This window comes from Klebsiella quasipneumoniae subsp. quasipneumoniae (assembly GCF_020525925.1).
In the GTDB taxonomy this organism is placed as follows: Bacteria; Pseudomonadota; Gammaproteobacteria; order Enterobacterales; family Enterobacteriaceae; genus Klebsiella; species Klebsiella quasipneumoniae.
In genome coordinates, this window is sequence record NZ_CP084876.1 from 4025181 (window position 1) to 4048948 (window position 23768).

The window sequence follows — 23768 nt, forward strand, 5'->3', positions numbered from 1 at the left end:
TTTTCCAGTTGAATATTAACCGCGAATCAGCACAGCGTGTTGCTGGGTTTTTAATGTTTCGTGCGCTTAAAAATCAATGGTTTATCAATTTGTGCGCTTAAAATAAAAGCGCCGCCAAAAACGGCGGCGCATCATCAACATGCAATATTCTTACTGGCTAAACTGACGGAATAGCGCTTTCCCTTTTAATAAACGCAGCCCCAGCCCGCCGCCGCACAGGGATAACAACACCGCTCCCGTCAGCGGCAGCATCACCCACAGCCGCCAGTCCGGCGCCCAGGGAAAATCAAAGACTTTGGTCTGCAGCATCGCCAGCGCCACTTCGGCGCCTATCGCCGCCACCAGGCCGGAGACCAGCCCCAACAGGGCAAACTCCGCCCACAGCGTGGCGCGCAGCAGCGATTTCCCGGCCCCCAGCGTGCGCCAGACCACCAGCTCCTGATGACGCTGACGCATACCGACCTGCACCTGCGCCAGCAACAGCAGCACGCCGCAGGCCGTCACCAGGCCCACCATCACCTCCAGCGCCCGGCTGACCTGGGAGAGCACCTGGCCGACCTGGCGCAGGATAGCGCCAATATCCAGCAGACTGACGGTGGGAAACTCACGGTTCAGCTGGGTCAACATCGCAGGACCGTTATCCCAGCGGAAGCTGGTGAGCCAGCTCTGCGGCTGCCCGTCCAGCGCCCCGGTGGGGAAAATAAAGAAGAAGTTTGGCCGCAGGCTCTCCCAGTCGACTTTGCGCACGCTGCTCACCTTCGCGCTGAACTCCTGCGTATCGCCGGTAAAGGTCACCGTATCGCCGATTGTCACTCCCAATCGCTGCGCCAGCCCCTCCTCAATCGATACCTCGCCCTGCTTCGGCGGCCAGCTGCCGGCCACCAGCGGATTATGATCCGGACGCTGTTCGCTCCAGGTGAGATTAAGCTCGCGATTCAGCGCTTCGTCTTTATTCCCGTCCGTGGACTGGCCGTTGATCTGCGTCAGACGAGCCCGGACGATCGGATAGAATTCCGCCGCCCGCGTCTGATGTTCGGCGAGGAAGGTCTTCACCGGCATTATCTGCTCAGGGGCGATATTGATCAGGAAGTAGTTCGGGCTCTCCGGGGGCAGCTGCTGCTGCCAGCGGTCGAGCAGATCGCCGCGCAGCACCAGCAGGAGCGCCAGCAGCATAAATGACAGGGAAAACGCCGCCAGCTGGCTGAGGGTCGACCACGGCTGGCGCAGCAGGCGATTCACCGCCAGACGCAGCGGCAAGGCTCTGAGCGTCAGGCGTTTGAGCAGCCACAGCAATCCCCAGCCCACCAGACCGCACAGCAGCGCCAGCACCACCGCCCCGGCCAGCACTGACCACAGCAGCGGACTGCCGCCCATCAGCCACGCCAGCAGGCCCACCACCACGGCGCTGACCGTCGGGATCCAGATTTTTAACGGCCAGACGCTGGCCACCACGTCCTGGCGCAGCACTCGCAGCGGCAGGGTCGCCAGCAGCAGCCGATACGGCCGCAGGCCCACCAGCAGGGAAATCACGCCGGTCGCGCCCACCGCCCACAGCCACGGCCAGCCGCTGGCCGGCGGGAGCGCGGCGGGCAGAACCGGTTTGAGCACCAGCAGCAACAGGCGCTCCAGCGCCAGCCCCGCCACCCCGCCGGTTATCACCGACAGCGCCAGCAGCAGCAGCCACTGACCAACAATCAGCTTGCGCAGCTGCGCCCGTCCGGCACCCAGCGTCTTGAGTATGGCGACCAGATCGTAGCGGCTGCGGCAGTAGTGGCCCATCGCCACGGCCACCGCCGCGACGGCCAGCAGCAGCGTCAACAGCGCGGATAACAACAGGAATTGCTGCGAGCGTTCGAGGGATTTGCCCAGTGCGCTGTCGTCCTGTTCAAGACCAATCCAGCGATGCTCCGGGCCGAGTTTCGGCAGCAGCCACTGCTCATAACGGGCCAGCTGTTCAGCGTCGCCGGCGAACTTATATCGCCATGCGACGCGACTGCCGGGCTGTACGGCGCCGGTCTTTGCCACGTCGGCCATATTCATCATCAGCCGCGGCGCCATCTGGAAAGGGTTAAACCCCGCATCCGGTTCCTGAATCACTTCCCCGGCAATGCGCAGCGTGGCGTCGCCAACGTCAATCGTATCGCCGGTTTTCAGGTTCAGCAGCGCCATCAGCCTTGGCGCCAGCAGGACGCTGCCCGCCCGGGGCTTCAGCCCCGGCGGCTGCGTCTCGAGAGTGCCATACAGCGGATAGCGGTCATCCACTGCCTTGACGTCCGCCAGCTGCGGCGTATCGCCCGCAAAGGTCATGGTGGCGAAGCTCAGCTGTTCACCGACGCTCAGCCCTGACTTCCGCGCTTGCGCGATCCACTCAGCGGGCACCTCGCGCGAACTGCGCAGCGTCCGGTCGCCCGCCATAAACTCACGGCTTTGCTGGCTGAGGCCTTTCTCCATTCGATCGCTTATCGACCCCAGAGCCAGCACGCAGGCCACGGCGAGGCTTAACGCCAGCCAGACGATCAGCAGCGACGGCGAGCGCCATTCGCGCCAGAACCAGCGGGCGATCATGCTTCCTCCCGCAGCTGGCCATCCACCAGGCGCAGACGGCGGTCGCAGCGCGCCGCCAGCAGCGGATCGTGAGTGACGAGGATCAGGGTGGTGCCGTGTTCGCGATTAAGCGAGAACAGCAGATCGGCAATTTTGTCCCCGGTCTGGCGATCGAGGTTGCCGGTGGGCTCATCGGCGAACAGAATGGCCGGACGCCCATTGAAGGCCCGGGCCAGCGCCACCCGCTGCTGTTCGCCGCCGGAGAGCTGCGCCGGCAGGTGGTGCAGGCGTTTGCCAAGCCCCAGCTGCTCAAGCAGCGCCCGGGCATCGCCCCGGCTCTGGCTATCGCTGGCGCCGCGCAGCAGCGCCGGCAGCTCGACGTTCTCCAGGGCGTTGAGCGTTGGGATCAGCATAAACGACTGAAATACAAAACCGACGTGCTGCGCCCGCAGCGCCGCCCGCGCCTCCTCATCCATCCGATGCAGCGGTTTGCCCAGCATCGATACTTCCCCGCTGCTGCCATCGTCCAGGCCGGCGAGGATCGCCAACAGGGTCGATTTACCGGAGCCCGACTCGCCAATCAGGGCGATGGTCTGCCGCGGTTTGACAACCAGCTCAACTCCGGTAAGGATGGTGAGCTGATGCTCCCCCTGACCGACGGACTTCTTAAGATGATGAACTTCAAGTATGTTTTCCGCTGGCATGTGCCTTTCCTGTTTTTGTTCCTGTTTACCTGCCGCGCGATGGCGGCGGACACGCTGCTGATCCTCGGCGACAGCCTGAGCGCTGGCTATCGGATGGCGGCCAACGCCGCGTGGCCTGCGCTGCTCAATGAGAAGTGGCAGGCGAAAACGCCGGTGGTGAACGCCAGCATCAGCGGCGATACCTCCCAGCAGGGACTGTCCCGTCTGCCAGCGCTGCTTAAGCAGCATCAGCCGCGCTGGGTGCTGGTTGAGCTCGGCGGCAACGACGGGCTGCGCGGCTTTCCGCCGCAGCAGACCGAGCAGACGCTGCGCACCATCATTCAGACGATCAAAGCGGCCAACGCCGAACCGCTGCTGATGCAAATTCACCTGCCGGCGAACTATGGCCGCCGCTATAATGAAGCCTTCGGCGCGATTTACCCGGCCCTGGCCAAAGAGTTCGCTATTCCTCTCCTGCCCTTTTTTATGGAGGAGGTGTATCTGAAACCCCAGTGGATGCAGGACGACGGCATTCACCCGAATCGCGACGCGCAGCCGTTTATCGCCGACTGGATGGCGAACCGGCTGGCTCCCTTAGTTAATCATGACTCCTGAACGCCAGGGGTCGCTGACAGGTAAAGTTATGCAAAAAACGGTTTTAGTGACAGGCTGTTCCAGCGGAATTGGTCTGGAAAGCGCGCTGGATTTAACCCGCGAGGGCTTTCGCGTGCTGGCGGCCTGCCGCAAAGCGGAGGATGTGGCGCGGATGCAGGAGCTGGGGCTAACCGGTATTTTGCTCGATCTGGACGACCCGCAGAGCGTGGAGCGCGCGGCGGCGGAGGTGATTGCGCTGACCGATAATCGTCTCTACGGCTTGTTCAATAACGCCGGATACGGCGTCTATGGCCCGCTGAACACCATCAGCCGCCAGCAGATGGAACAGCAGTTTTCCGCCAACTTTTTTGGCGCCCATCAGCTCACCATGCTGCTGCTGCCGGCGATGACCCCGCACGGCGAAGGACGCATCGTGATGACCTCCTCGGTGATGGGGCTTATCGCCAGCCCCGGCCGCGGCGCCTACGCCGCCAGCAAATATGCCCTTGAGGCATGGTCCGATGCGCTGCGCATGGAGCTGCGCCACAGCGGTATTCAGGTCAGCCTGATTGAACCGGGCCCGATCCGCACCCGCTTTACCGATAACGTCAACCAGACGCAAAGCGACAAGCCCGTTGAAAACCCGGGCATCGCCGCCCGTTTTACCCTCGGGCCGGAAGCGGTGGTGGAAAAAGTGCGCCACGCTTTTACCAGCGATAAGCCAAAGCTGCGCTACCCGGTCACCCTGGTCACCCACGCGGTGGCGCTGCTCAAACGCCTGCTGCCAGCCCGCGCGATGGACAAAATTATCCACGGCTGAGTTGAAGCGCGGAATGCCGCCCCCATGTAAAACAGAAATCGACTAACGAGAAATGCCCATGTCCGAACAGAATATTGTCAACATTAGCGAAGCGAACCTGCAGCAGACGCTACAGCAGTCTATGAACGTCCCGGTGCTGTTTTACTTCTGGTCTGCCCGCAGCCAGCACTGCGAACAGCTGTCCCCGGTTCTTGAGCGTCTGGCCGCGCAATACAATGGCCAGTTTACGCTGGCGAAGGTCGATTGCGACGCTGAGCAGATGCTCGCTTCACAGTTTGGTCTGCGCGCCATCCCTACGGTTTATCTGTTCCAGAACGGCCAGCCGGTGGACGGTTTTGAAGGCCCGCAGCCGGAAGAAGCGATCCGCGCCCTGCTGGATAAAGTCCTGCCCCGCGAAGAGGAGCTGAAAGCTCAGCAGGCGCTGGCCCTGATGCAGGAAGAAAAATACGCCGATGCCCTGCCGCTGCTGAAGGAAGCCTGGCAGCTGTCGAATCAGGAGAGCCAGATTGGCCTGCTGCTGGCGGAAACGCTGATTGCCCTGCACCGTTCCGATGAAGCGGAAAGCGTGCTGAAAACCATCCCGCTGCAGGATCAGGATACCCACTATCAGGGTCTGGTGGCGCAGATTGAGCTGCTCAAACAGGCCGCCGACACGCCGGAAATCCAGCAGCTGCAGCAGCAGGTGGAACAGAATCCGGAGGATGCGCTGCTGGCCTCCCAGCTGGCGCTACAGCTGCATCAGGTCGGGCGTAACGAAGAAGCGCTGGCGCTGCTGTTCAGCCATCTGCAGAAGGATTTAGGCGCCGGCGACGGCCAGGCGCGCAAGATGCTGCAGGAGATCCTCGCCGCCCTCGGTACGGGCGATGCGCTGGCCGCCAAATACCGCCGTCAGCTCTATTCGCTGCTGTACTAATTCGTTGCCTGCCCCGGATAGCGCTGCGCTTATCCGGGCTATGCGAACGAGGCGCAACGTAGCCTTAGCAACCCGGGTGAGGCGTGAACGCCGCAACCCGGGATCGTTCACGGGCGTTTTTTCAGCTGCGTCACCACCAGCTGATGGCGGGCGTTGAAGAACTTCCGGTAGGTCAGATAGCCGGCGATAATCGTCGACAGGCTGGCGGTCGACAGCAGCATAAAAGTTACCATGATCTGGTACTTAATCGCCTTCACCGGGTCAATACCGGCAAAAATTAGTCCCGACATCATCCCTGGCAAACTCACCAGGCCGACCGTTTTCGCTGAATCGACGGTGGGAATCAATGACGCGCGGATGCTGTCGCGGATCAGCCGCGCCGAGGCCATCTTCGGCGTCGCGCCGAGGCTGAGCTTCTCCTGAATCTGCTGCTGCTCGCTGCTGAAGCGCTGGCCCATATTGTTGTAGCACAGCCCCACCGCCACCATGGCGTTCCCGGCCACCATCCCGGCAATCGGGATCACCTGCATCGGCACGAAGGCTATCGAGCCGGAGAACACCAGCACCGCCAGCGTCAGCCCGGCGCCGGTGGTGATGGCGATAAATGACGAGACAAACGCCTTATCGATATATTTACTGCGCTTTTTGGCATTCCACGCCGCGTTAAAGCAGATAAACAGCACCATCAACAGCGTCAGAACCGCATGGTTGACGTTAAAGATATATTTCAGCACATAGCCGACGATAATCAGCTGCACGATCGCCCGGCAGATGCTCCAGAGAATATCTTTTTCCAGCGCCAGCTTTTCCCGATAGCTCACCAGAATAGCGATCAGCACCAGCACCATCGACAGCGCCAGCGATTCGTTCGTAATGTTATGCCCGTTCATGCTGTGCCTCCTGCATGTTTCCGCCGGCAGGTTGCAGCGTAATTACTTCATCGGCATGCGAAATTTCATTGCGATCGTGGGTGACCCATAGAACAGCGACCTGTTTTTCCGTCGCGTAGCCATGAATAATGTCATTCACATTCTGTTTATTACTGTCATCCAGCGCGCTGGTAATTTCGTCCAGCAGCAGCACGCGCGGCAGAAATTGTAAATTGCGAATCAGCGATACGCGCTGCTTTTCACCGCCCGACAGTTCGTTAATCGATTTTTCCAGCATATTTTCGCCAAGACCAAAGCGCTGCAGATCGGCCACCAGCGCCTGCGGATCCGGTTGTTTATTACGGATCTGCCACGGAAAAATCAGGTTATCGTAAACCGAATCCCCGAACAGCGCCGGCGTCTGCGCACAATAAGAGACCTGCTGGCGATACCTTTCCGGCGACAGCGTCGCGACATCGGCATCGTCGAAAAACAGACGTCCGGAGGTCGGGCTGAGCAGCGAGGCGATAATTTTCAGCAAGGTGCTTTTCCCGCAGCCGGAAGGCCCGGTAATCAACTTGAATTCCCCGGGTCTGAGCTGAAGGTTGATATTATGTAAAATAACTGCGTCGTCGGCCTTAAATCCCACATCCTCGAGACGCAAAAGCGCGTTATTTTCCTTCATGAGTCTTCCTGATTATTTTCTGAAACACCGCTAGTTTACCCCACTTTCCTTTCTCCAGGATGAGGAGAAAGATATACTCAATTTAAACATGCGCTATTTCCTTGTAGCGCCCCACCAGGCAACAAGACAGGAGGTTTTTGATGCTGATTTTTATTCCTATCCTTATTTTCGTCGCGCTGGTCATTGTGGCCGCGGCGGTGAAAATCGTCCCGCAGGGCTACCAGTGGACGGTGGAGCGCTTCGGGCGTTTTACCCAGACGCTGCAGCCGGGATTAAGCTTAGTCGTGCCGTTTATGGACCGCATCGGCCGCAAAGTGAACATGATGGAGCAGGTGCTCGACATCCCGTCACAGGAGGTGATCTCCCGGGATAACGCCAACGTCACTATCGACGCCGTTTGCTTTATTCAGGTGGTTGACGCGCCGAAGGCCGCCTACGAGGTCAGCAATCTTGAGCAGGCGATCGTCAACCTGACGATGACCAACATCCGTACCGTGCTCGGCTCGATGGAGCTGGACGAAATGCTCTCCCAGCGCGACAGCATTAACACCCGCCTGCTGCATATCGTTGACGACGCCACCAACCCGTGGGGGGTGAAAATCACCCGCGTCGAAATTCGCGACGTTCGCCCACCGGCGGAACTTATCGCCTCGATGAACGCCCAGATGAAAGCCGAACGAACCAAGCGCGCTTATATTCTCGAGGCCGAAGGGGTGCGTCAGGCGGAAATACTGAAAGCGGAAGGGGAAAAGCAGTCGCAGATCCTCAAGGCGGAGGGCGAGCGGCAGTCCGCGTTCCTGCAGGCGGAGGCCCGCGAGCGTTCCGCTGAAGCGGAAGCCCGCGCCACCCAGATGGTCTCCTCGGCGATCGCCTCAGGCGATATTCAGGCGATCAACTACTTCGTGGCGCAGAAATACACCGATGCGCTGCAGCAGATTGGCGCCGCCAACAACAGTAAAGTGGTGCTGATGCCGCTGGACGCCAGCAGCCTGATGGGATCGATCGCCGGGATCAGCGAGCTGATCAAAGAAGGCGCTGGCGATCGGAAAAAATCATGATCGACCTGATCCTCGCCCACCCCCATCTGTTCTGGCTTAGCCTCGGCGGGCTGCTGCTGGCGGCCGAGATGCTGGGCGGCAGCGGATACCTGCTATGGAGCGGCGTCGCCGGCGTGGTGACCGGCGCCCTGACCTGGCTCCTGCCGCTGAGCTGGGAATGGCAAGGCACGCTGTTTGCCGTCCTCACTCTGCTGGCGGCGTGGCTGTGGTCGAAGTGGCTGCGCAAGCGCGTCAAACTGCAGCGTCCTGCCGATGCTCAACTCAACCAGCGCGGGCTACAGCTGATTGGCCGCCGTCTGACGCTGGATACCCCGCTGGTAAACGGCCGCGGCCACGTGCGCGTGGGCGACAGCTCCTGGCCGGTGATGGCTGACGAGGACCTCGCCGCGGGCAGTCAGGTCGAAGTGGTCGCCGTGGAAGGGATTACGCTGCGGATCAAACCCGTTGTTCGTTAAGCCTGCGCCTTGCGATGACAGCAGCCGGAAAGATTATCGATAATCGGGCACTCCGCGCTGTCGTCGCCGGGGCAGGATTCAGCCAGCGCCAGCAGGTGCGCGCGCATATTTTGCAGCTCGCGGATATGGTTCTCGATATCCGCCACTTTCTCCAGCGTGCGTTTTTTCACATCGGCGCTGTGCCGTGACGGGTCGTTGAATAGCGCCACCAGCTCGCGGCACTCTTCCAGATTAAACCCCACCTGTCGCGCCTGACGCAGCAGCGTGAGCTCATCGAGATGCTGCTGACCGTAGGTGCGGTAGCCGTTTTCGCTCCGCAACGGCGGCGTCACCAGCCCCTTCTCTTCGTAAAAACGAATCGCTTTGCTGGTTAAGCCGGTTTTTTTCGCCACATCGCTGATATTCATTTTTTCTCCTTGACCTTCCCCTTGCTGGAAGGTTTAACCTTCTTAATACTCGATGAAAGAGTGGTTCTGGTCAATCGTTGACCGGAAAATTATTCAGGAGTTATTTATGTCTAACACTATCGACCTGACGCTGGATGGCCTCTCCTGCGGCCACTGCGTTAAACGCGTGAAAGAGAGTCTGGAGCAGCGTCCTGACGTTGAGCAAGCGGAAGTCACCCTCACTGAAGCCCATGTGACGGGCAGCGCCAGCGCACAAGCGCTGATTGAAACCGTTAAACAAGCCGGATACGGCGCGGAGCTCAGCCACCCAAAGGCTAAACCGCTGGCAGAATCATCAATCCCGTCGGAAGCACTGACAGCGGCCACTCCTGAGCTTCCGGCAGCCCATGACGAAGATGACAGTCAACAGCTGCTGATCAACGGCATGAGCTGCGCCAGCTGCGTCTCCCGGGTACAGAACGCGCTTGCCGCGGTGCCGGGCGTCTCACAGGCGCGGGTTAATCTGGCGGAACGCACGGCGCTGGTGATGGGCAGTGCGTCCGCCGCAGAATTAGTGCAGGCGGTGGAGAAAGCGGGCTACGGCGCGGAGGCGATCGAGGACGATCTGGAACGCCGCGAACGGCAGCAGGAAACCGCCATCGCCACCATGAAACGTTTTCGCTGGCAGGCGATTGTCGCCCTGCTGGTCGGCGTGCCGGTGATGGTCTGGGGCATGATCGGCGATAACATGATGGTCAGCGACGACAACCGTTCGCTGTGGCTGGTCATCGGCCTCGTCACCCTGGCGGTAATGGTTTTCGCCGGCGGCCACTTCTACCGCAGCGCGTGGAAAAGCCTGAAAAACGGCACTGCCACCATGGATACGCTGGTGGCGCTCGGTACCGGCGTCGCCTGGCTGTACTCGATGAGCGTCAACCTGTGGCCACAGTGGTTCCCGATGGAAGCCCGCCATCTCTATTACGAAGCCAGCGCAATGATTATCGGCCTGATTAACCTCGGCCATATGCTGGAGGCCCGCGCCCGCCAGCGCTCCTCAAAAGCGCTGGAGAAACTGCTCGACCTGACGCCGCCTTCGGCGCGGGTCGTCACGCCCGAGGGCGAGAAAGATCTGCCGCTCGCTGAAGTTCAGGCCGGCATGACGCTGCGCCTGACGACCGGCGACCGCGTCCCGGTCGACGGCGTGATAAGCCAGGGGGAAGCCTGGTTTGATGAAGCGATGCTCACCGGCGAACCGGTACCGCAGCAAAAAGGCGACGGCGACGCCATTCACGCCGGCACCGTAGTGCAGGACGGCAGCGTGCTGTTCACCGCCAGCGCCGTCGGCAGCCAGACCACGCTGGCGCGTATTATCCGCATGGTGCGCCAGGCGCAGAGCAGCAAGCCGGAGATCGGCCAGCTGGCGGATAAAATCTCCGCGGTGTTTGTCCCGGCGGTGGTCGCCATTGCGCTGATTAGCGCTGCGATCTGGTACTTCTTCGGCCCGGCGCCGCAGATCGTCTATACCCTGGTGATCGCCACCACGGTACTGATTATCGCCTGTCCGTGCGCCTTAGGCCTGGCGACGCCGATGTCGATTATCTCCGGCGTTGGCCGGGCGGCGGAGTACGGCGTACTGGTGCGCGACGCCGATGCTCTGCAGCGCGCCAGTGAACTCGACACCCTGGTGTTCGATAAAACCGGCACCCTGACCGAAGGCAAGCCGCAGGTGGTGGCGGTGAAAACTTTCGCAGACGTTGATGAGATGACCGCGCTGCGTCTTGCCGCCGCGCTTGAGCAGGGTTCAAGCCATCCGCTGGCGCGAGCGATCCTTGATAAAGCCGGAGACAGCCCGTTGCCGGAAGTGAGCGGCTTCCGCACCCTGCGCGGCCTGGGCGTCAGCGGCGAAGCGGAAGGCCATCGCCTGCTGCTCGGTAACCAGGCGCTGCTCAACGAGCAACATATCGCCACCGGCGATATAGAAAGCGAGATGATGGCGCAGGCCTCGCGCGGGGCTACGCCGGTGCTGCTGGCGGTAGATGGTCAGGCGGCCGCGCTGTTCGCCATCCGTGACCCGCTACGCGAAGACAGCGTCGACGCTCTGGCGCGCCTGCATCGTCAGGGCTACCGCCTGGTGATGCTCACCGGGGATAACCCCACTACCGCGAATGCTATCGCCAAAGAAGCCGGCATTGATGAGGTGATTGCCGGCGTGCTGCCGGACGGTAAAGCCGACGCCATTAAGCGTCTGCAGAGCCAGGGGCACAAAGTGGCGATGGTGGGCGATGGGATTAACGACGCCCCGGCGCTGGCGCAGGCGGATGTCGGGATCGCCATGGGCGGCGGCAGCGATGTCGCCATTGAAACGGCGGCGATCACCCTGATGCGCCATAGTCTTCACGGCGTGGCCGATGCGCTGGCGATTTCGAAGGCGACCTTACGCAATATGAAGCAGAACCTGCTGGGGGCCTTTGTCTACAACTCGCTGGGCATCCCGATTGCCGCCGGGATCCTCTGGCCGCTGACCGGCACGTTGCTCAATCCGGTGGTCGCCGGCGCGGCGATGGCGCTGTCGTCGATTACCGTGGTGAGTAACGCTAACCGCCTGCTGCGCTTTAAACCAAAAGCGTAAGCGCTGTCCAGGAAAGCGGGCGCTGACAGGGTCGGCGCCCGCTTTTTTACCGGGACAAGAAAAGCCCGCCGGAAGGGTGACGTGTATCACCATATGCGCTAGCATGAATGCCTCACACTTCGGAGCGCGTATGGGCCTGTTAAACCGGATAAAAATGCTGTGGCGAGCCGCCGTCGGCTCGTCTTATTCCTGGCCTGCGATGGATATCGTCCTGCCCGGCGAACGCTATCTGCACCTCGTCGGCAGCATCCATATGGGCACCCGCGATATGGCGCCGCCGCCAGCGAAGCTGCTGAAAAAAATACGCCAGGCCGATGCGTTAATCGTCGAGGCCGATATCAGCGGCAATGAAACCCCGTTTAGCCATCTCCCCGCTTATCCGCCGCTGGCGGAGCGCCTGAGCGACGCGCAGCTGAGCGAGCTACAGACGCGAGCCGGTGAACTCGGCCTGTCGGTCGCGCTATTCGACAGCCAGCCGCTGTGGCAGGTGGCGATGGTCCTGCAGGCCACCCAGGCGCAGAAGCTGGGGCTGCGGCCGGATTACGGTATTGATTATCAGTTGCTGATGGCCGCCCGCGAGAGCAACATAGCGGTGATAGAGCTGGAAGGCGCCGACAGCCAGATCGCGCTGCTGCGCGACCTGCCCGATGGCGGAATGGCGCTGCTGGAGGATACGCTGACCCACTGGCGCACCAACGCCCGTTTACTGCAGGTCATGATCGGCTGGTGGCTGGAGCAACCGCCGTCGCGCGGCGCGGTATCGCTGCCGACGACCTTCAGCCAGTCGTTATATGATGTGCTGATGCACCAGCGCAATCTCGCCTGGCGCGAGACGCTGCTGGCCCTGCCGCCGGGGCACTACGTGGTCGCCGTCGGCGCGCTGCATCTGTATGGCGAAGGGAATCTGCCGGATATGCTGACATAAAAAAATGGCCAATATTGCTATTGGCCCGTCAAAGAGGAATTTCATCATTATTATTATCCCGGGATTTGCATCCCGGATCGTCTGATTGTCGCTCAAAGTGACCATCACTGCCAACACTATTGCGCAAGATGGTACTATTTTTTAGACAACCTGCGGGCGTATTCTGACGTCACGCAAAACCGGTTGGTAAGAAGGATAGCTATGACTCCCGCCGTTAAATTACTCGAAAAAAACAAAATCCCCTTTCAGATCCACAGTTACGATCACGATCCCAATGAGACCAACTTCGGTGATGAAGTGGTGCGCAAGCTCGGCCTCAATGCCGACCAGGTATACAAGACCCTGCTGGTCGCCGTAAATGGCGATATGAAGCATCTGGCGGTCGCCGTCACCCCGGTCGCCGGTCAGCTGGATTTGAAGAAAGTGGCGAAAGCGCTGGGCGCCAAGAAAGTCGACATGGCCGACCCGATGGTGGCGCAGCGTATCACCGGCTATCTGGTGGGCGGTATCAGTCCGCTGGGGCAGAAGAAGCGCCTGCCGACGGTGATTGACGCCCCGGCGCAGGAATTTGCCACCATTTACATTTCCGGCGGCAAACGCGGGCTGGATATTGAGCTGGCGGCCAGCGATCTGGCGCAGCTGCTGGATGCGAAGTTCGCCGATATCGCCCGCCGCGATTGATGACGCGCCCCGTGCCCGGTAAGCGCAGCGCCACCGGGAAAGCGCCCGGATAGCGACGCAGCGCGCTTTATCCGGGCTTCCCCTCAGGGTTACTGCCAGCTCACCTCGCCTTTCGGCTCATAGGCGGCGGCATCCAGCGGCGAGTTCTTCTCGATATACTCTTTCAGCACTTCGGCATCGATAAAGCCGGTATTCACATACCCGGGTTTATCGGCAATGTTCGGATAGCCATCGCCGCCGGTGGCGTTAAAGCTCAGCGTCGCCATCCGGTAGGTCTTCGCCGGATCCACCGTTTCGCCTTTGATTTTCAGATCGTTCAACTTGCCGTCTTTGGCCACAAAGCTGACGTTCGCAAACTGCGGATAGGCGCCGGAATCCGGCTTCATCTGCGCGACGGCGGTCAGGTAATCCACCACCTCTTTGCCGCTCATATCGACATAGGTCAGCACATTGCCGAACGGCTGGACCTTCATCACATCCTTGTAGGTGATATCGCCCGCCTCGATGGAGTCGCGGATCCCGCCGCCGCTCATCACCGCGAAATCCGCGTTACTGCGCGCCATCTGCGCCGCCAGCAGCAGGTGGCCCATATTGGTCTGTACGAAGCGCACTTTACTGCGATCGCCCTCCAGATGGCCATTCACGCTGCCGATCTTGACCTGCAGTTGCGCCTTACCTTTGTTCTGGAACGGCGTCAGCAGCGACATCATCTGCGGGTTCTCCGCGATCTGCGGCGTATACAGCACCCGCTCGCTTTGGCCGTTATCGTATGTCACTTTTTTCTTCAGGTTGACCGGGATCAGCTGATAGTGCACCAGCTTCATCTCACCGTTGCGGAACTCAAAATCGGCGCGGCCGACGTATTTGCCCCACTCATGCGCCTGGACGATCCAGATACCGTTCTGACGATCCGGGGCGCACGGCGTCCCAGGCACATAGTCGACCTGTTTTTTATTTTCCGACGCCATGCACACCGGATCCTGCGAGTGACCGCCGACGATCATCGCCAGCGAGCCCGCGGGTAAACTGCGTGCCATCTCGACATCCCCCGGCGCGTTAGACCCGTGGTTGCCGTTGTCATAGTGGCCCATATGGGTGGTGGCCAGGATCACGTCCGGCTTTTCATTCTGCTGCAGCTCCTGGATCACCAGCTTCGCCTCTTCCGCCGGTTTGCGGAATTCGATATCGGTGAAATATTCCGGATTGCCAATCTTGGCCGTATCGTCAGTGGTTAAGCCAATTACCGCGATTTTTAACCCGCCGCGTTTAAACAGCGCCCAAGGTTTGAACAGCCGTTCGCCGGTGCTTTTCTGATAAATATTGGCCGACAGGAACGGGAACTTCGCCCACTTTTCCTGCTGGCGCAGCACGCTCAGCGGATTATCAAACTCATGGTTCCCCACCGCCATCGCGTCGTAGCCGATCAAGTTCATGCCGCGAAAATCGGGCTCTGCATCCTGTAAATCAGACTCCGGCACCCCGGTATTGATATCCCCGCCGGACAGCAGCAGAACGCTACCGCCTTCGGCCGCCACCTCTTTACGAATACCGTCCACCAGCGTTTTCTGCGCCGCCAGGCCATATTCGCCGTAGTCATTGCGCCAGAAATGGCCGTGGTGATCGTTGGTGTGCAGGATGGTAATTTTATAGGTTTTATCCTGCTCATAGGCCTGCGCGGACAGGCTGCCCAGCGATAAAGCGGCGAATAACGCCAGCGCCACGCTGTGTTTGAAATAATGCATGCTTCACTCCCTGACTTAATCCCAAGTGCCGAAAGTATAGCGAGTTAGCCGCGTTGACAAATATGTTTTCAGAATTGCGACTTCCTTCAAACCTTATCTGCAGGTATGTTAGTCGGATAATAATTCTACCCGTCATACTTCAAGTTGCATGTGCGTTGGCAATAACTCGGCCCCTCCCTGGGCCTCGCCCTTACGGGCGCAGTGAACTGCGTTCAAATTCGTTCCTGACGAATTTGTCCTCGCTCACCCCAGTCACTTACGAGAGTAAGCTCCTGGGGATTCGCTGCGTCGCCGCCTGCCTGCAACTCGAATTATTTAGGGTAACAACCTGCATTCTCTACAACAAATCGAACTCGCTGAAGTGAACCTATGACAACCAACCAATCCGCTCAGACCTTACCCAGTACCGACGCGCCGCCGCAAAAAGCGCGCACCTCGTTTGGCATCTTAGGCGCGATCAGCCTGTCCCATTTGCTTAACGATATGATCCAGTCGCTCATACTCGCTATCTACCCGCTGCTGCAGGCCGAGTTCTCCCTTACCTTCGTGCAGATTGGGATGATCACCCTCACCTTCCAGCTCACCTCATCGCTGTTCCAGCCGGTGATTGGCTACATCACCGATAAACGATCGATGCCGTGGTCGCTGCCGGTGGGCATGTGCTTTACCCTCTGCGGTTTGATCCTGCTGGCGCTGGCCGGTAGCTTCGGTATGGTGCTGCTGGCCGCCGCGCTGGTGGGTACCGGCTCCTCGGTTTTCCATCCGGAATCATCCCGCGTGGCGCGGATGGCCTCCGGCGGCCGTCACGGCCTGGCCCAGTCGCTGTTCCAGGTCGGCGGCAACTTCGGCAGTTCGCTTGGCCCGCTGCTGGCGGCGGTGATCATCGCCCCGTATGGTAAAGGCAACGTCGCCTGGTTCGTGCTGGCCGCCCTGCTGGCTATCGTCGTGCTGTCGCAAATCAGCCGCTGGTACGCCGCGCAGCATCGGATGAATAAGGGCAAACCGAAGCCGGCGATCGTCAATCCGCTGCCGCGCAATAAGGTGATTCTGGCGGTAGGTATTCTGCTGATGCTGATTTTCTCGAAATACTTCTATATGGCGAGCATCAGCAGCTATTACACCTTTTATCTGATGCATAAGTTCGGCTTATCGGTGCAAAACGCCCAGCTGCATCTGTTTGCCTTCCTGTTCGCGGTGGCCGCCGGGACGGTGATTGGCGGGCCCGTTGGCGATAAGATTGGACGAAAATACGTTATTTGGGGCTCTATCCTCGGCGTGGCGCCTTTCACCCTTGTTTTACCCTATGCCAGCCTTGAATGGACCGGGATTTTAACGGTGATCATTGGTTTTATCCTCGCCTCGGCCTTCTCCGCTATTCTGGTCTATGCCCAGGAGCTGCTGCCGGGACGTATCGGCATGGTTTCAGGCCTGTTTTTCGGCTTTGCCTTTGGTATGGGCGGCCTTGGCGCCGCGGTGCTGGGCCTGCTGGCGGACCATACCAGCATCGACCTGGTATATAAAATCTGCGCCTTCCTGCCGCTGCTGGGATTCCTGACGATATTTCTTCCTGATAACCGGCAAAAAGCCTGATTATCCGGCGGCCAAAGTGTAACGCTGGCCGCCGTTACCCCTTGCGCCATCGGCCTGATGCGCGCATTCCTCTCTCGATTTTTCCTTCTGTGCCTTTTCAGCGGCCAATTGCATTTTTTTGCACAATTCAAGAATTATTCATAAACAAAGTGAACGTTTTTGTCATAAACTATTACGCGGACAGGGTAGCAAAATGGACCGATTCACCACTGGAAAGGAGACGGAATGCACCACGCAACACCGCTAATCACCACCATTGTCGGCGGCCTCGTGCTCGCCTTTATTCTCGGCATGATTGCCAATAAGCTACGTATTTCTCCTCTGGTGGGATATCTCTTAGCGGGCGTGCTGTCCGGACCTTTCACCCCTGGCTTTGTTGCTGACACCAAACTGGCTCCGGAACTGGCAGAGCTCGGCGTGATCCTGCTGATGTTCGGCGTCGGCCTGCATTTCTCCCTCAAGGATCTGATGGCGGTAAAGTCGATCGCCATTCCCGGGGCCATCGCCCAGATAGCCGTGGCGACGCTGTTGGGTATGGCGCTCTCCGCCGCCCTTGGCTGGTCGCTGATGACCGGCATCGTCTTTGGTCTGTGCCTCTCCACCGCCAGTACCGTGGTGCTGCTGCGCGCCCTGGAGGAACGACAGCTGATTGACAGTCAGCGCGGGCAGATCGCCATCGGCTGGCTGATTGTGGAAGACCTGGTGATGGTCCTGACGCTGGTCCTGCTGCCGGCGGTTGCCGGTATGGCGGAGAAAGGCAACCTCGGCTTCGCTTCCCTGGCCCTCGACCTCGGGATCACCATTGGCAAAGTGGTGGCCTTTATCGCCATTATGATGCTGGTCGGCCGTCGGCTGGTGCCGTGGATCATGTCGCGCAGCGCGGCCACCGGCTCGCGCGAGCTGTTCACCCTGTCGGTGCTGGCCCTGGCGCTGGGCATCGCCTTCGGCGCCGTGGAGCTGTTTGATGTCTCCTTCGCCCTCGGCGCCTTCTTTGCCGGCATGGTGCTTAACGAATCCGAGCTGAGCCACCGTGCCGCTCATGACACCCTGCCGCTGCGCGACGCCTTCGCGGTGCTGTTCTTTGTCTCCGTCGGCATGCTGTTTGACCCGATGGTGCTGGTCCAGCAGCCGCTGGCGGTGCTGGCGACGCTGGCGATCATTATCTTTGGTAAATCCGCAGCCGCCTTTTTCCTCGTGCGTATGTTTGGCCACTCGCCGCGTACCGCATTGACCATTGCCGCCAGCCTGGCGCAGATTGGTGAATTTGCCTTTATTCTCGCCGGCCTGGGGATGGCGCTTAACCTGCTGCCGCAGGCCGGGCAAAACCTGGTGCTGGCCGGAGCGATCATCTCGATTATGCTCAACCCGGTACTGTTCACTCTGCTGGAGAAATATCTCGATAAAACCGAAACCCTCGACGAGCAGACCCTGGAAGAGGTGCTGGAAGACGAGAAGCAGGTGCCGGTCGATATCTGCAACCACGCGCTGCTGGTCGGTTTTGGCCGCGTCGGCAGCCTGCTGGGCGAGAAGCTGATGGCCCAGGGGATCCCGCTGGTGGTGGTTGAAACCTCGCGCACCCGCGTGGATGAGCTACGCGAGCGCGGGATCAGCGCGGTGCTGGGCAATGCCGCCAATGAAGAGATCATGGAGCTGGCGCATCTCGACTGCGCCCGCTGGCTGCTGCTGACCATTCCCAACGGCTATGAGGCCGGCGAGATTGTCGCTTCCGCACGGGAAAAATGTCCGCATATCGAGATTATCGCCCGCGCCCATTATGATGACGAAGTGGATTACATTATCGACCGTGGGGCCAATCAGGTGGTGATGGGCGAGCGGGAAATTGCCCGCGCCATGCTGCAGCTTCTGGAAACGCCACCCGCCGGTGAAGTGGTCACCGGCTGATGTTCTGCCCTCTCCCGTCGGGAGAGGGACTCGCTTACCGATCCCAGTACGCCTCTTCCAGGCTGTCCTCACGTTCCGGCAGGCCGCGGGTTAAGCGCGGCGAGTGCTGGTTCAGCACCTGATAGCTCACGCGGTTGGCATATTTACACACCTGCGCCAGCGAGGAGTAGGTCAGCCATTTGCATTTGTGTTTGCTGGAGTTGGGGACGTTATTGCGATGGTAGTTATTGGCGGTGATGTCATGCAGCAGCGCCGCCAGCGCGCCGTCCCCTGCGCCGTTGGTGTTCATGATCTTCTCCGGGCCGCCCATATACGGCGCAATGTGCGAATAAATCCGCAGCGGATTGACGCAGTCCTGGTGACGCATCGCGCGACTGAATTCGAACTGGTTAAATTCCGGGATCGCCCCCGGCAGCAGCGGATGCTGGGTCTTACGCTTCGCCTCTTCTTCAGTGAAGCCCGCCATATACAGCCCCGCCGGTCCGGCGGTGCACAGCACCAGGTCGACCCAGTCCAGCGCTTTATCCGCCGCCGACAGCGGATCGGCAAAGCCGGTCAGCGCTTCCCCTTCCTCTTCATTCATCGCCAGAATCGAGACATGCTCCTGCAGGAACTGCTGCCACCACGCCGGGTTATCGGCAATCACGTATTTGGTTCCAAGAGTTAACACCACCGGCACATCATGCTTTTTGGCATACTCGATGGCTTTCATCGTCGCGTCCGGCATCGGCTCGCCCGGCTTGCAGCGTACCAGGTAGGAGGTCAGCACCAGCGCCGAGGCGCCGGCGATCACCGCTTCCGGAATGCTTTCCGGGCGCAGCTTGTTCATATGACCCGGGCTGATGGCGAAGGTGCGCTCGCCGCTGTCGCTGATCAGGGTGAAGCAACGGCCAATGGCGCCGTCGACGCCCTGCAGATAGTTCAGATCGGTACGGCTGGAGGTATTGCACAGGTAGCGATAGGCATAGCCGCCGATTTCGATATTGCTGCACATGACGCCAAGCAGCACCGAGCGATCGTCCGCCAGCACCGAGTAGTTGTGCATGGTATTGCCGATCGTGCCGCCGGCAAACTGATGGGTAATAAGATTATTGCGCACCAGCTCCTGATACAGCGCCTCGGCGACGTCATCTTCAATCACCAGCGAGTGGCCCGCGCTCAGGCCGTAGCGCACGATAAACGCCTCATCCACTTTCGCTTCGATATCCACCAGCGTCTGGTCGATACCCACCACCCAGGAGACGCTGGATTCATTCTCCGGCTGAATTTGCTGCAGCAGCGGGTCGCGGGCATTAACGGGAAAATAGTGTTTGGATTTGCGTTTACCGGGAAATTTCATAGTGGCGCTTAAATAACAGGGAACAAGCGGGAAATAGTAGCATATTCCCCGCCCTGCGCGCGATCAGCGATAAGGCGCCGTCAGGTTGACCATCATCTCAATATGCGCGGCGTCCGCGTTAAGCGCCGGAATGTATTCATATTGCTTTCCGCCCGCTTCGAGGAATATTTCCCGGTTCTGGACGGCGATCTCTTCCAGCGTTTCGAGACAGTCGGCGGCAAACCCCGGGCACAGCACCTGAATATGCTTCGTCCCTTTCTCGCCGAGCATCTTCAGCGTCTCATCGGTGTACGGCGTCAGCCAGGGTTCCCGACCAAAGCGCGACTGGAAGGTCATCATCACCCGCTCCGGCGGCAGCCCCAGCGCGGAGACCAGTTCCCGAGTGGTATCGCGACAGCGCTGAGGATAATCATCCCCCTGATTGGCATAGCGCTGCGGGATCCCATGATAGGAGAGCAGCAGCAGATCCGGTTCCCCATGAACGGCAAACGAGGCGCGCACGCTGGCCGCCAGGGCATGGATATAGTCCGGGTGCCCGGCGTAATCGCGAATAAACGAGATACCGGGAATGGCGCGTTTCTTCGCGAGGATCCGCGCCAGCTCATCCCAGACGGCAGCCACCGTCGAGCAGGAATATTGCGGATACAGCGGCAGCACTACGATGTGCCCCACCCCCTGCGCCAGTAAATCATCCACCGCGCTGGCCAGCGACGGCGATCCATAGCTCATGCCCAGCGCCACCGGGATATCCGGCAGTCTGGCGGCCAGCGCCTGCTGCTGGCGACGGCTGTATACCATCAGCGGCGACCCCTCTTCCATCCAGACGGACTGATAGAGTTTAGCCACGCGGGGAGAGCGAATCGGCAGTATGACGCCGCGCAGCAGCGGCCACCATAGCAGACGAGACGTATCCACCACCCGTTTGTCGCTGAGGAATTGTCGCAGATAGCGCTTCACCGCACCGGGGGTGGGCGCATCGGGAGTGCCTAAATTGGCCAGCAAGATACCTGTTTTCGTCTGATGCATTACCGCCTCTTAACCATTTGAATCGCAGCCAATTGTAGCTGAAATGGCGCTAAACGGAACCAATCATAGCAAAAGGTAGGAATGAGAGGAGTTCTCATCCTGCCGCAGCAGGATGAGAAAAGGCTTTATCAGCCGAGGATTTTTTCCAGTTCGGCGCGCACGTCAGCCACCGCTTTGGTGCCGTCGACTTTGGCGTATTTGGTGTTGCCCGCCTGCGCTTCTTTGGTGTAGTAGCCGATCAGCGGCGCCGTCATCTGATGATATTCCACCAGACGCTTACGCACGGTCTCTTCCTGGTCGTCTTTACGGGTGGTCAGCTCTTCGCCGGTCACGTCGTCTTTGCCTTCCACCTTCGGCGGATTAAATTTGATGTGGTATACGCGACCGGATGCCGCGTGAACGCGACGGCCAACGATGCGGTCGACGATCAGTTCGTCCGGCACATCGAATTCCAGCACGTAATCAACGGTAATGCCCGCTTCTTTCATGGCGTCAGCCTGCGGAATAGTGCGCGGGAAGCCGTCCAGCAGGAAGCCGTTACGGCAATCTTCCTGGGCGATACGCTCTTTGACCAGCGCGATAACCAGCTCATCGGTCACCAGCTTGCCGGCGTCCATGATGTCTTTCGCCTGCTTACCGAGCTCGGAGCCGGATTTTACCGCAGCGCGCAGCATATCGCCGGTGGAGATTTGCGGAATACCGTATTTCTCCATGATGAACTGAGCCTGAGTTCCTTTACCCGCGCCCGGAGCGCCAAGCAGAATAATACGCATTACGAAAATCCCCTCAAAAGTCGATTCAATTTTTCAAAAACGCTAAACCATACCACCAGAACGGCGATGGCTCAAGGAAGGCGGTGCGGCTGAAACGGTTAATGGTGAGATATTTTATGCCATCCAATGTGAAATGCCCCGCCGGAGCAAATCGCTCAGACGGGGCATTTATCCCGTTCCCGGCGTCGCGTCGCTCGACCGGGCTACTCGTTCAGGTTCGCGTCAGGAAGCCAGCAGCTGGTTCATACGGCGGATAAACTGGTTCGGATCTTCCAGCGTGCCGCGCTCGGCCAGCAGCGCCTGATCCAGCAGCAATTCCACCCATTCGCCGAACTGCGCGTCATCCTGGGTATCGGCTGCGCGTTTCACCAGCAGATGCGCCGGGTTCAGTTCGAAGATGTATTTCACTTCCGGCGCCGCCTGGCCCGCAGCCGCGAACAGCTTCGCCATCTGGGTGCTCATCTCGTCGGCATCGGTGGTGACAATCGCCGGGGTGTCGGTCAGACGATGGGTCAGACGCACCTCTTTGACCCGGTCGCCAAGCAGGTTTTTCACACGCTCAACGAACGGCTCCAGCGCTTTTTCGGCTTCTTTGGTGGACTCGTCCACTTCGTCCGCCAGTTTGTCCAGCGACTCGTCGGCTTTAGCGACAGACTGGAACGCTTTGCCGTCGAATTCGGTCAGGTAGCTCATCATCCACTCGTCGATGCGATCGGAGAGCAGCAGCACTTCGATCCCTTTCTTACGCAGCAGTTCGAGGTGTGGGCTGCTTTTCGCCGCCGCATAGCTGTCGGCAGTGATGTAGTAGATCTTCTCCTGACCGTCTTTCATACGCGAGACGTACTCTTCCAGCGACACGGTCTGCGCGGAGGAGTCGGTATGGGTGGTCGCGAAGCGCAGCAGTTTGGCGATCGCCTCCTGGTTGCTCGGATCTTCCGCCGGGCCCTCTTTCAGCACCAGGCCGAACTGTTTCCAGAAGGTCTGATATTTTTCGGCGTCGTCTTTCGCCAGCTTATCCAGCATCTGCAGCGCGCGTTTGGTCAGCGCGGTGCGCAGGTTACGGGTCACGCTGCTGTCCTGCAGGATTTCACGGGAGACGTTCAGCGGCAGATCGTTGGAGTCTATCAGGCCGCGTACGAAGCGCAGGTAGTTCGGCATAAACTGCTCGGCGTCGTCCATAATGAACACGCGCTGGACGTACAGCTTCAGGCCGTGTTTATGATCGCGGTTCCACATATCCCACGGCGCCTGCGACGGGATATACAGCAGGCTGGTGTACTCCTGCTTACCTTCCACGCGATTGTGGCTCCAGGTCAGCGGGTCGCTGTAGTCATGGGCAATGTGCTTATAGAACTCTTTGTACTCGTCGTCGTTAACTTCAGACTTGCTGCGGGTCCACAGGGCCTGCGCCTTGTTGATTTTTTCCCAGCTGATAACGGTTTCGCCGTCTTTCTCTTCCTGTTTTTCAATCTCAACCGGCAGCGCGATGTGGTCGGAATACTTGCTGATGATGGAGCGCACGCGCCAGTCGTTGAGGAAATCGTCCTCACCTTCGCGCAGATGCAGGGTGATTTCGGTCCCGCGATCGGCTTTGGTGATGTCGGCCACGGTATATTCCCCTTCGCCGGCGGATTCCCAGAACACGCCGTTTTCAGGTTTATCGCCTGCCGCACGGGTGCGCACGGTCACTTTGTCCGCCACGATGAAGGCCGAATAGAAGCCGACGCCGAACTGGCCAATCAGCTGGCTATCTTTTGCCTGGTCGGAACCCATGGATTCCAGGAACGCTTTGGTGCCGGATTTGGCGATGGTGCCGAGATGGTCGATAACCTCTTCCCGGTTCATGCCGATACCGTTATCGGCGATGGTCAGGGTACGGTTGTCTTTATCAAACGAAACCCGCACGCGCAGCTCGCCGTCTCCCTCATACAAATCCGGCTGCGACAGCGCGCGGAAACGCAGCTTATCGGCCGCATCAGAGGCGTTGGAAATCAGCTCACGCAGAAAGATTTCTTTGTTGGAATAGAGGGAATGGATCATCAGGTGCAGAAGCTGTTTTACTTCTGACTGAAAACCACGAGTTTCTTGTCCTTTCATCTGATTCAACCTCAACAATGCCATTTTAAATGGGTAAAAAACCGTTGAGTGGGAGAT

Annotated in this window: 21 protein-coding genes; 11 read left to right on the forward strand and 10 right to left on the reverse strand. The window is 59.6% G+C overall.

All coding sequences use genetic code 11. The annotated features are described in order from the left end of the window. The first annotated feature begins 60 nt into the window (after positions 1-60). Entirely contained in the window at positions 61-174 is a 114-nt protein-coding gene (locus LGM20_RS19410) for a hypothetical protein (protein WP_044521321.1), read from the forward strand. Here LGM20_RS19410 and ybbP read toward each other — a convergent pair. Together ybbP and ybbA are read right to left on the reverse strand one after the other, a co-directional pair. Continuing rightward, positions 151-2565 carry a putative ABC transporter permease subunit YbbP gene (gene ybbP / locus LGM20_RS19415; RefSeq protein WP_044521320.1) on the reverse strand — a complete coding sequence of 805 codons (2415 nt, stop codon included), beginning with the start codon at positions 2563-2565 and terminating at the stop codon, positions 151-153. The genes LGM20_RS19410 and ybbP overlap by 24 nt on opposite strands. Then, complete coding sequence (ybbA, locus tag LGM20_RS19420) at positions 2562-3248, reverse strand: putative ABC transporter ATP-binding protein YbbA (protein ID WP_032454210.1); 687 nt, start codon at positions 3246-3248, stop codon at positions 2562-2564. The genes ybbP and ybbA overlap by 4 nt, the downstream gene beginning before the upstream one ends. On the opposite strand from ybbA, the gene tesA reads away from it, so the two are divergent. Genes tesA through LGM20_RS19435 form a run of 3 tightly spaced genes read left to right on the forward strand, consistent with a single transcriptional unit; the run spans position 3219 to position 5554 of the window. Continuing rightward, positions 3219-3842, forward strand: coding sequence for a multifunctional acyl-CoA thioesterase I/protease I/lysophospholipase L1 (gene tesA / locus LGM20_RS19425; RefSeq protein WP_044521318.1), 624 nt, complete (start codon positions 3219-3221; stop codon positions 3840-3842). The genes ybbA and tesA overlap by 30 nt on opposite strands. Beyond that, entirely contained in the window at positions 3832-4641 is an 810-nt protein-coding gene (locus tag LGM20_RS19430) for an SDR family oxidoreductase (protein ID WP_072096484.1), read from the forward strand. Before tesA ends, LGM20_RS19430 begins: the two co-directional genes overlap by 11 nt. Positions 4642-4699: 58 nt before the next feature. Further along, a complete protein-coding gene (locus LGM20_RS19435) occupies positions 4700-5554 on the forward strand; it encodes a co-chaperone YbbN (protein WP_044521317.1) in 855 nt (284 codons plus the stop codon). Between the two features lie 107 nt (positions 5555-5661). On the opposite strand, the gene fetB is transcribed toward LGM20_RS19435, so the two are convergent. Both fetB and fetA read right to left on the reverse strand, forming a co-directional pair. Beyond that, positions 5662-6444, reverse strand: coding sequence for an iron efflux ABC transporter permease subunit FetB (fetB, locus tag LGM20_RS19440; RefSeq protein WP_004204721.1), 783 nt, complete (start codon positions 6442-6444; stop codon positions 5662-5664). Beyond that, positions 6431-7108, reverse strand: a complete 678-nt coding sequence (gene fetA, locus LGM20_RS19445) for an iron efflux ABC transporter ATP-binding subunit FetA (RefSeq protein ID WP_044521316.1) — start codon at positions 7106-7108, stop codon at positions 6431-6433. The genes fetB and fetA overlap by 14 nt, the downstream gene beginning before the upstream one ends. A gap of 140 nt (positions 7109-7248) precedes the next feature. Between fetA and LGM20_RS19450 the strand changes: the two genes are divergently transcribed. Beyond that, on the forward strand, positions 7249-8166 hold the full coding sequence (locus tag LGM20_RS19450; protein WP_004204723.1) for an SPFH domain-containing protein: 918 nt from the start codon (positions 7249-7251) through the stop codon (positions 8164-8166). After that, positions 8163-8621: an NfeD family protein gene (locus LGM20_RS19455; protein ID WP_044521315.1), complete on the forward strand. Its 459-nt coding sequence runs from the start codon at positions 8163-8165 to the stop codon at positions 8619-8621. Before LGM20_RS19450 ends, LGM20_RS19455 begins: the two co-directional genes overlap by 4 nt. Here LGM20_RS19455 and cueR read toward each other — a convergent pair. Continuing rightward, positions 8618-9028 carry a Cu(I)-responsive transcriptional regulator gene (cueR, locus tag LGM20_RS19460; protein WP_004204725.1) on the reverse strand — a complete coding sequence of 137 codons (411 nt, stop codon included), beginning with the start codon at positions 9026-9028 and terminating at the stop codon, positions 8618-8620. The two genes, LGM20_RS19455 and cueR, sit on opposite strands and share 4 nt — an antisense overlap. Positions 9029-9134: 106 nt before the next feature. Between cueR and copA the strand changes: the two genes are divergently transcribed. The 3 genes from copA (at position 9135) to ybaK (ending at position 13242) form a co-directional block, all read left to right on the forward strand. After that, positions 9135-11636 carry a copper-exporting P-type ATPase CopA gene (gene copA, locus LGM20_RS19465; RefSeq protein WP_044521405.1) on the forward strand — a complete coding sequence of 834 codons (2502 nt, stop codon included), beginning with the start codon at positions 9135-9137 and terminating at the stop codon, positions 11634-11636. A gap of 130 nt (positions 11637-11766) precedes the next feature. Then, positions 11767-12561, forward strand: coding sequence for a TraB/GumN family protein (locus tag LGM20_RS19470; protein ID WP_044521314.1), 795 nt, complete (start codon positions 11767-11769; stop codon positions 12559-12561). A gap of 201 nt (positions 12562-12762) precedes the next feature. After that, positions 12763-13242, forward strand: a complete 480-nt coding sequence (gene ybaK / locus LGM20_RS19475; protein WP_004204728.1) for a Cys-tRNA(Pro)/Cys-tRNA(Cys) deacylase YbaK — start codon at positions 12763-12765, stop codon at positions 13240-13242. 89 nt (positions 13243-13331) lie between these two features. Here the strand turns inward: ybaK and ushA are convergent, their stop codons facing one another. Then, the gene (gene ushA, locus LGM20_RS19480; RefSeq protein WP_044521311.1) at positions 13332-14984 is read right to left on the reverse strand and encodes a bifunctional UDP-sugar hydrolase/5'-nucleotidase UshA; all 1653 of its coding nucleotides are present in this window, start codon (positions 14982-14984) and stop codon (positions 13332-13334) included. Between the two features lie 369 nt (positions 14985-15353). Between ushA and LGM20_RS19485 the strand changes: the two genes are divergently transcribed. Both LGM20_RS19485 and ybaL read left to right on the forward strand, forming a co-directional pair. Then, entirely contained in the window at positions 15354-16574 is a 1221-nt protein-coding gene (locus LGM20_RS19485) for an MFS transporter (RefSeq protein WP_023288656.1), read from the forward strand. Positions 16575-16799: 225 nt separating this feature from the next. After that, complete coding sequence (gene ybaL, locus LGM20_RS19490) at positions 16800-18476, forward strand: YbaL family putative K(+) efflux transporter (protein ID WP_023288655.1); 1677 nt, start codon at positions 16800-16802, stop codon at positions 18474-18476. Positions 18477-18510: 34 nt separating this feature from the next. Here ybaL and LGM20_RS19495 read toward each other — a convergent pair whose 3' ends face one another. The 4 genes from LGM20_RS19495 to htpG all read right to left on the reverse strand — a co-directional run bounded on the left by LGM20_RS19495 (position 18511) and on the right by htpG (position 23711). Next, the gene (locus tag LGM20_RS19495; protein WP_032454205.1) at positions 18511-19815 is read right to left on the reverse strand and encodes an inosine/guanosine kinase; all 1305 of its coding nucleotides are present in this window, start codon (positions 19813-19815) and stop codon (positions 18511-18513) included. Positions 19816-19878: 63 nt separating this feature from the next. Further along, positions 19879-20841 (reverse strand): ferrochelatase, encoded by a 963-nt coding sequence (gene hemH, locus LGM20_RS19500; protein ID WP_044521309.1) that lies wholly within the window; start codon positions 20839-20841, stop codon positions 19879-19881. Between the two features lie 128 nt (positions 20842-20969). Next, the gene (gene adk, locus LGM20_RS19505; protein ID WP_002892184.1) at positions 20970-21614 is read right to left on the reverse strand and encodes an adenylate kinase; all 645 of its coding nucleotides are present in this window, start codon (positions 21612-21614) and stop codon (positions 20970-20972) included. 222 nt (positions 21615-21836) lie between these two features. Then, entirely contained in the window at positions 21837-23711 is a 1875-nt protein-coding gene (htpG, locus tag LGM20_RS19510; RefSeq protein ID WP_044521307.1) for a molecular chaperone HtpG, read from the reverse strand. Positions 23712-23768 lie beyond the last annotated feature (57 nt).

Bases quoted from the DNA above. Each gene is read 5' to 3' on its own strand.
- ybbP (WP_044521320.1), bottom strand. From the start codon at position 2,565: ATGATCGCCCGCTGGTTCTGGCGCGAATGGCGCTCGCCGTCGCTGCTG.
- tesA (WP_044521318.1), top strand. From the start codon at position 3,219: ATGAACTTCAAGTATGTTTTCCGCTGGCATGTGCCTTTCCTGTTTTTG.
- ybbA (WP_032454210.1), bottom strand. From the start codon at position 3,248: ATGCCAGCGGAAAACATACTTGAAGTTCATCATCTTAAGAAGTCCGTC.
- LGM20_RS19430 (WP_072096484.1), top strand. From the start codon at position 3,832: ATGACTCCTGAACGCCAGGGGTCGCTGACAGGTAAAGTTATGCAAAAA.
- LGM20_RS19435 (WP_044521317.1), top strand. From the start codon at position 4,700: ATGTCCGAACAGAATATTGTCAACATTAGCGAAGCGAACCTGCAGCAG.
- fetB (WP_004204721.1), bottom strand. From the start codon at position 6,444: ATGAACGGGCATAACATTACGAACGAATCGCTGGCGCTGTCGATGGTG.
- fetA (WP_044521316.1), bottom strand. From the start codon at position 7,108: ATGAAGGAAAATAACGCGCTTTTGCGTCTCGAGGATGTGGGATTTAAG.
- LGM20_RS19450 (WP_004204723.1), top strand. From the start codon at position 7,249: ATGCTGATTTTTATTCCTATCCTTATTTTCGTCGCGCTGGTCATTGTG.
- LGM20_RS19455 (WP_044521315.1), top strand. From the start codon at position 8,163: ATGATCGACCTGATCCTCGCCCACCCCCATCTGTTCTGGCTTAGCCTC.
- cueR (WP_004204725.1), bottom strand. From the start codon at position 9,028: ATGAATATCAGCGATGTGGCGAAAAAAACCGGCTTAACCAGCAAAGCG.
- copA (WP_044521405.1), top strand. From the start codon at position 9,135: ATGTCTAACACTATCGACCTGACGCTGGATGGCCTCTCCTGCGGCCAC.
- LGM20_RS19470 (WP_044521314.1), top strand. From the start codon at position 11,767: ATGGGCCTGTTAAACCGGATAAAAATGCTGTGGCGAGCCGCCGTCGGC.
- ybaK (WP_004204728.1), top strand. From the start codon at position 12,763: ATGACTCCCGCCGTTAAATTACTCGAAAAAAACAAAATCCCCTTTCAG.
- ushA (WP_044521311.1), bottom strand. From the start codon at position 14,984: ATGCATTATTTCAAACACAGCGTGGCGCTGGCGTTATTCGCCGCTTTA.
- LGM20_RS19485 (WP_023288656.1), top strand. From the start codon at position 15,354: ATGACAACCAACCAATCCGCTCAGACCTTACCCAGTACCGACGCGCCG.
- ybaL (WP_023288655.1), top strand. From the start codon at position 16,800: ATGCACCACGCAACACCGCTAATCACCACCATTGTCGGCGGCCTCGTG.
- LGM20_RS19495 (WP_032454205.1), bottom strand. From the start codon at position 19,815: ATGAAATTTCCCGGTAAACGCAAATCCAAACACTATTTTCCCGTTAAT.
- hemH (WP_044521309.1), bottom strand. From the start codon at position 20,841: ATGCATCAGACGAAAACAGGTATCTTGCTGGCCAATTTAGGCACTCCC.
- adk (WP_002892184.1), bottom strand. From the start codon at position 21,614: ATGCGTATTATTCTGCTTGGCGCTCCGGGCGCGGGTAAAGGAACTCAG.
- htpG (WP_044521307.1), bottom strand. From the start codon at position 23,711: ATGAAAGGACAAGAAACTCGTGGTTTTCAGTCAGAAGTAAAACAGCTT.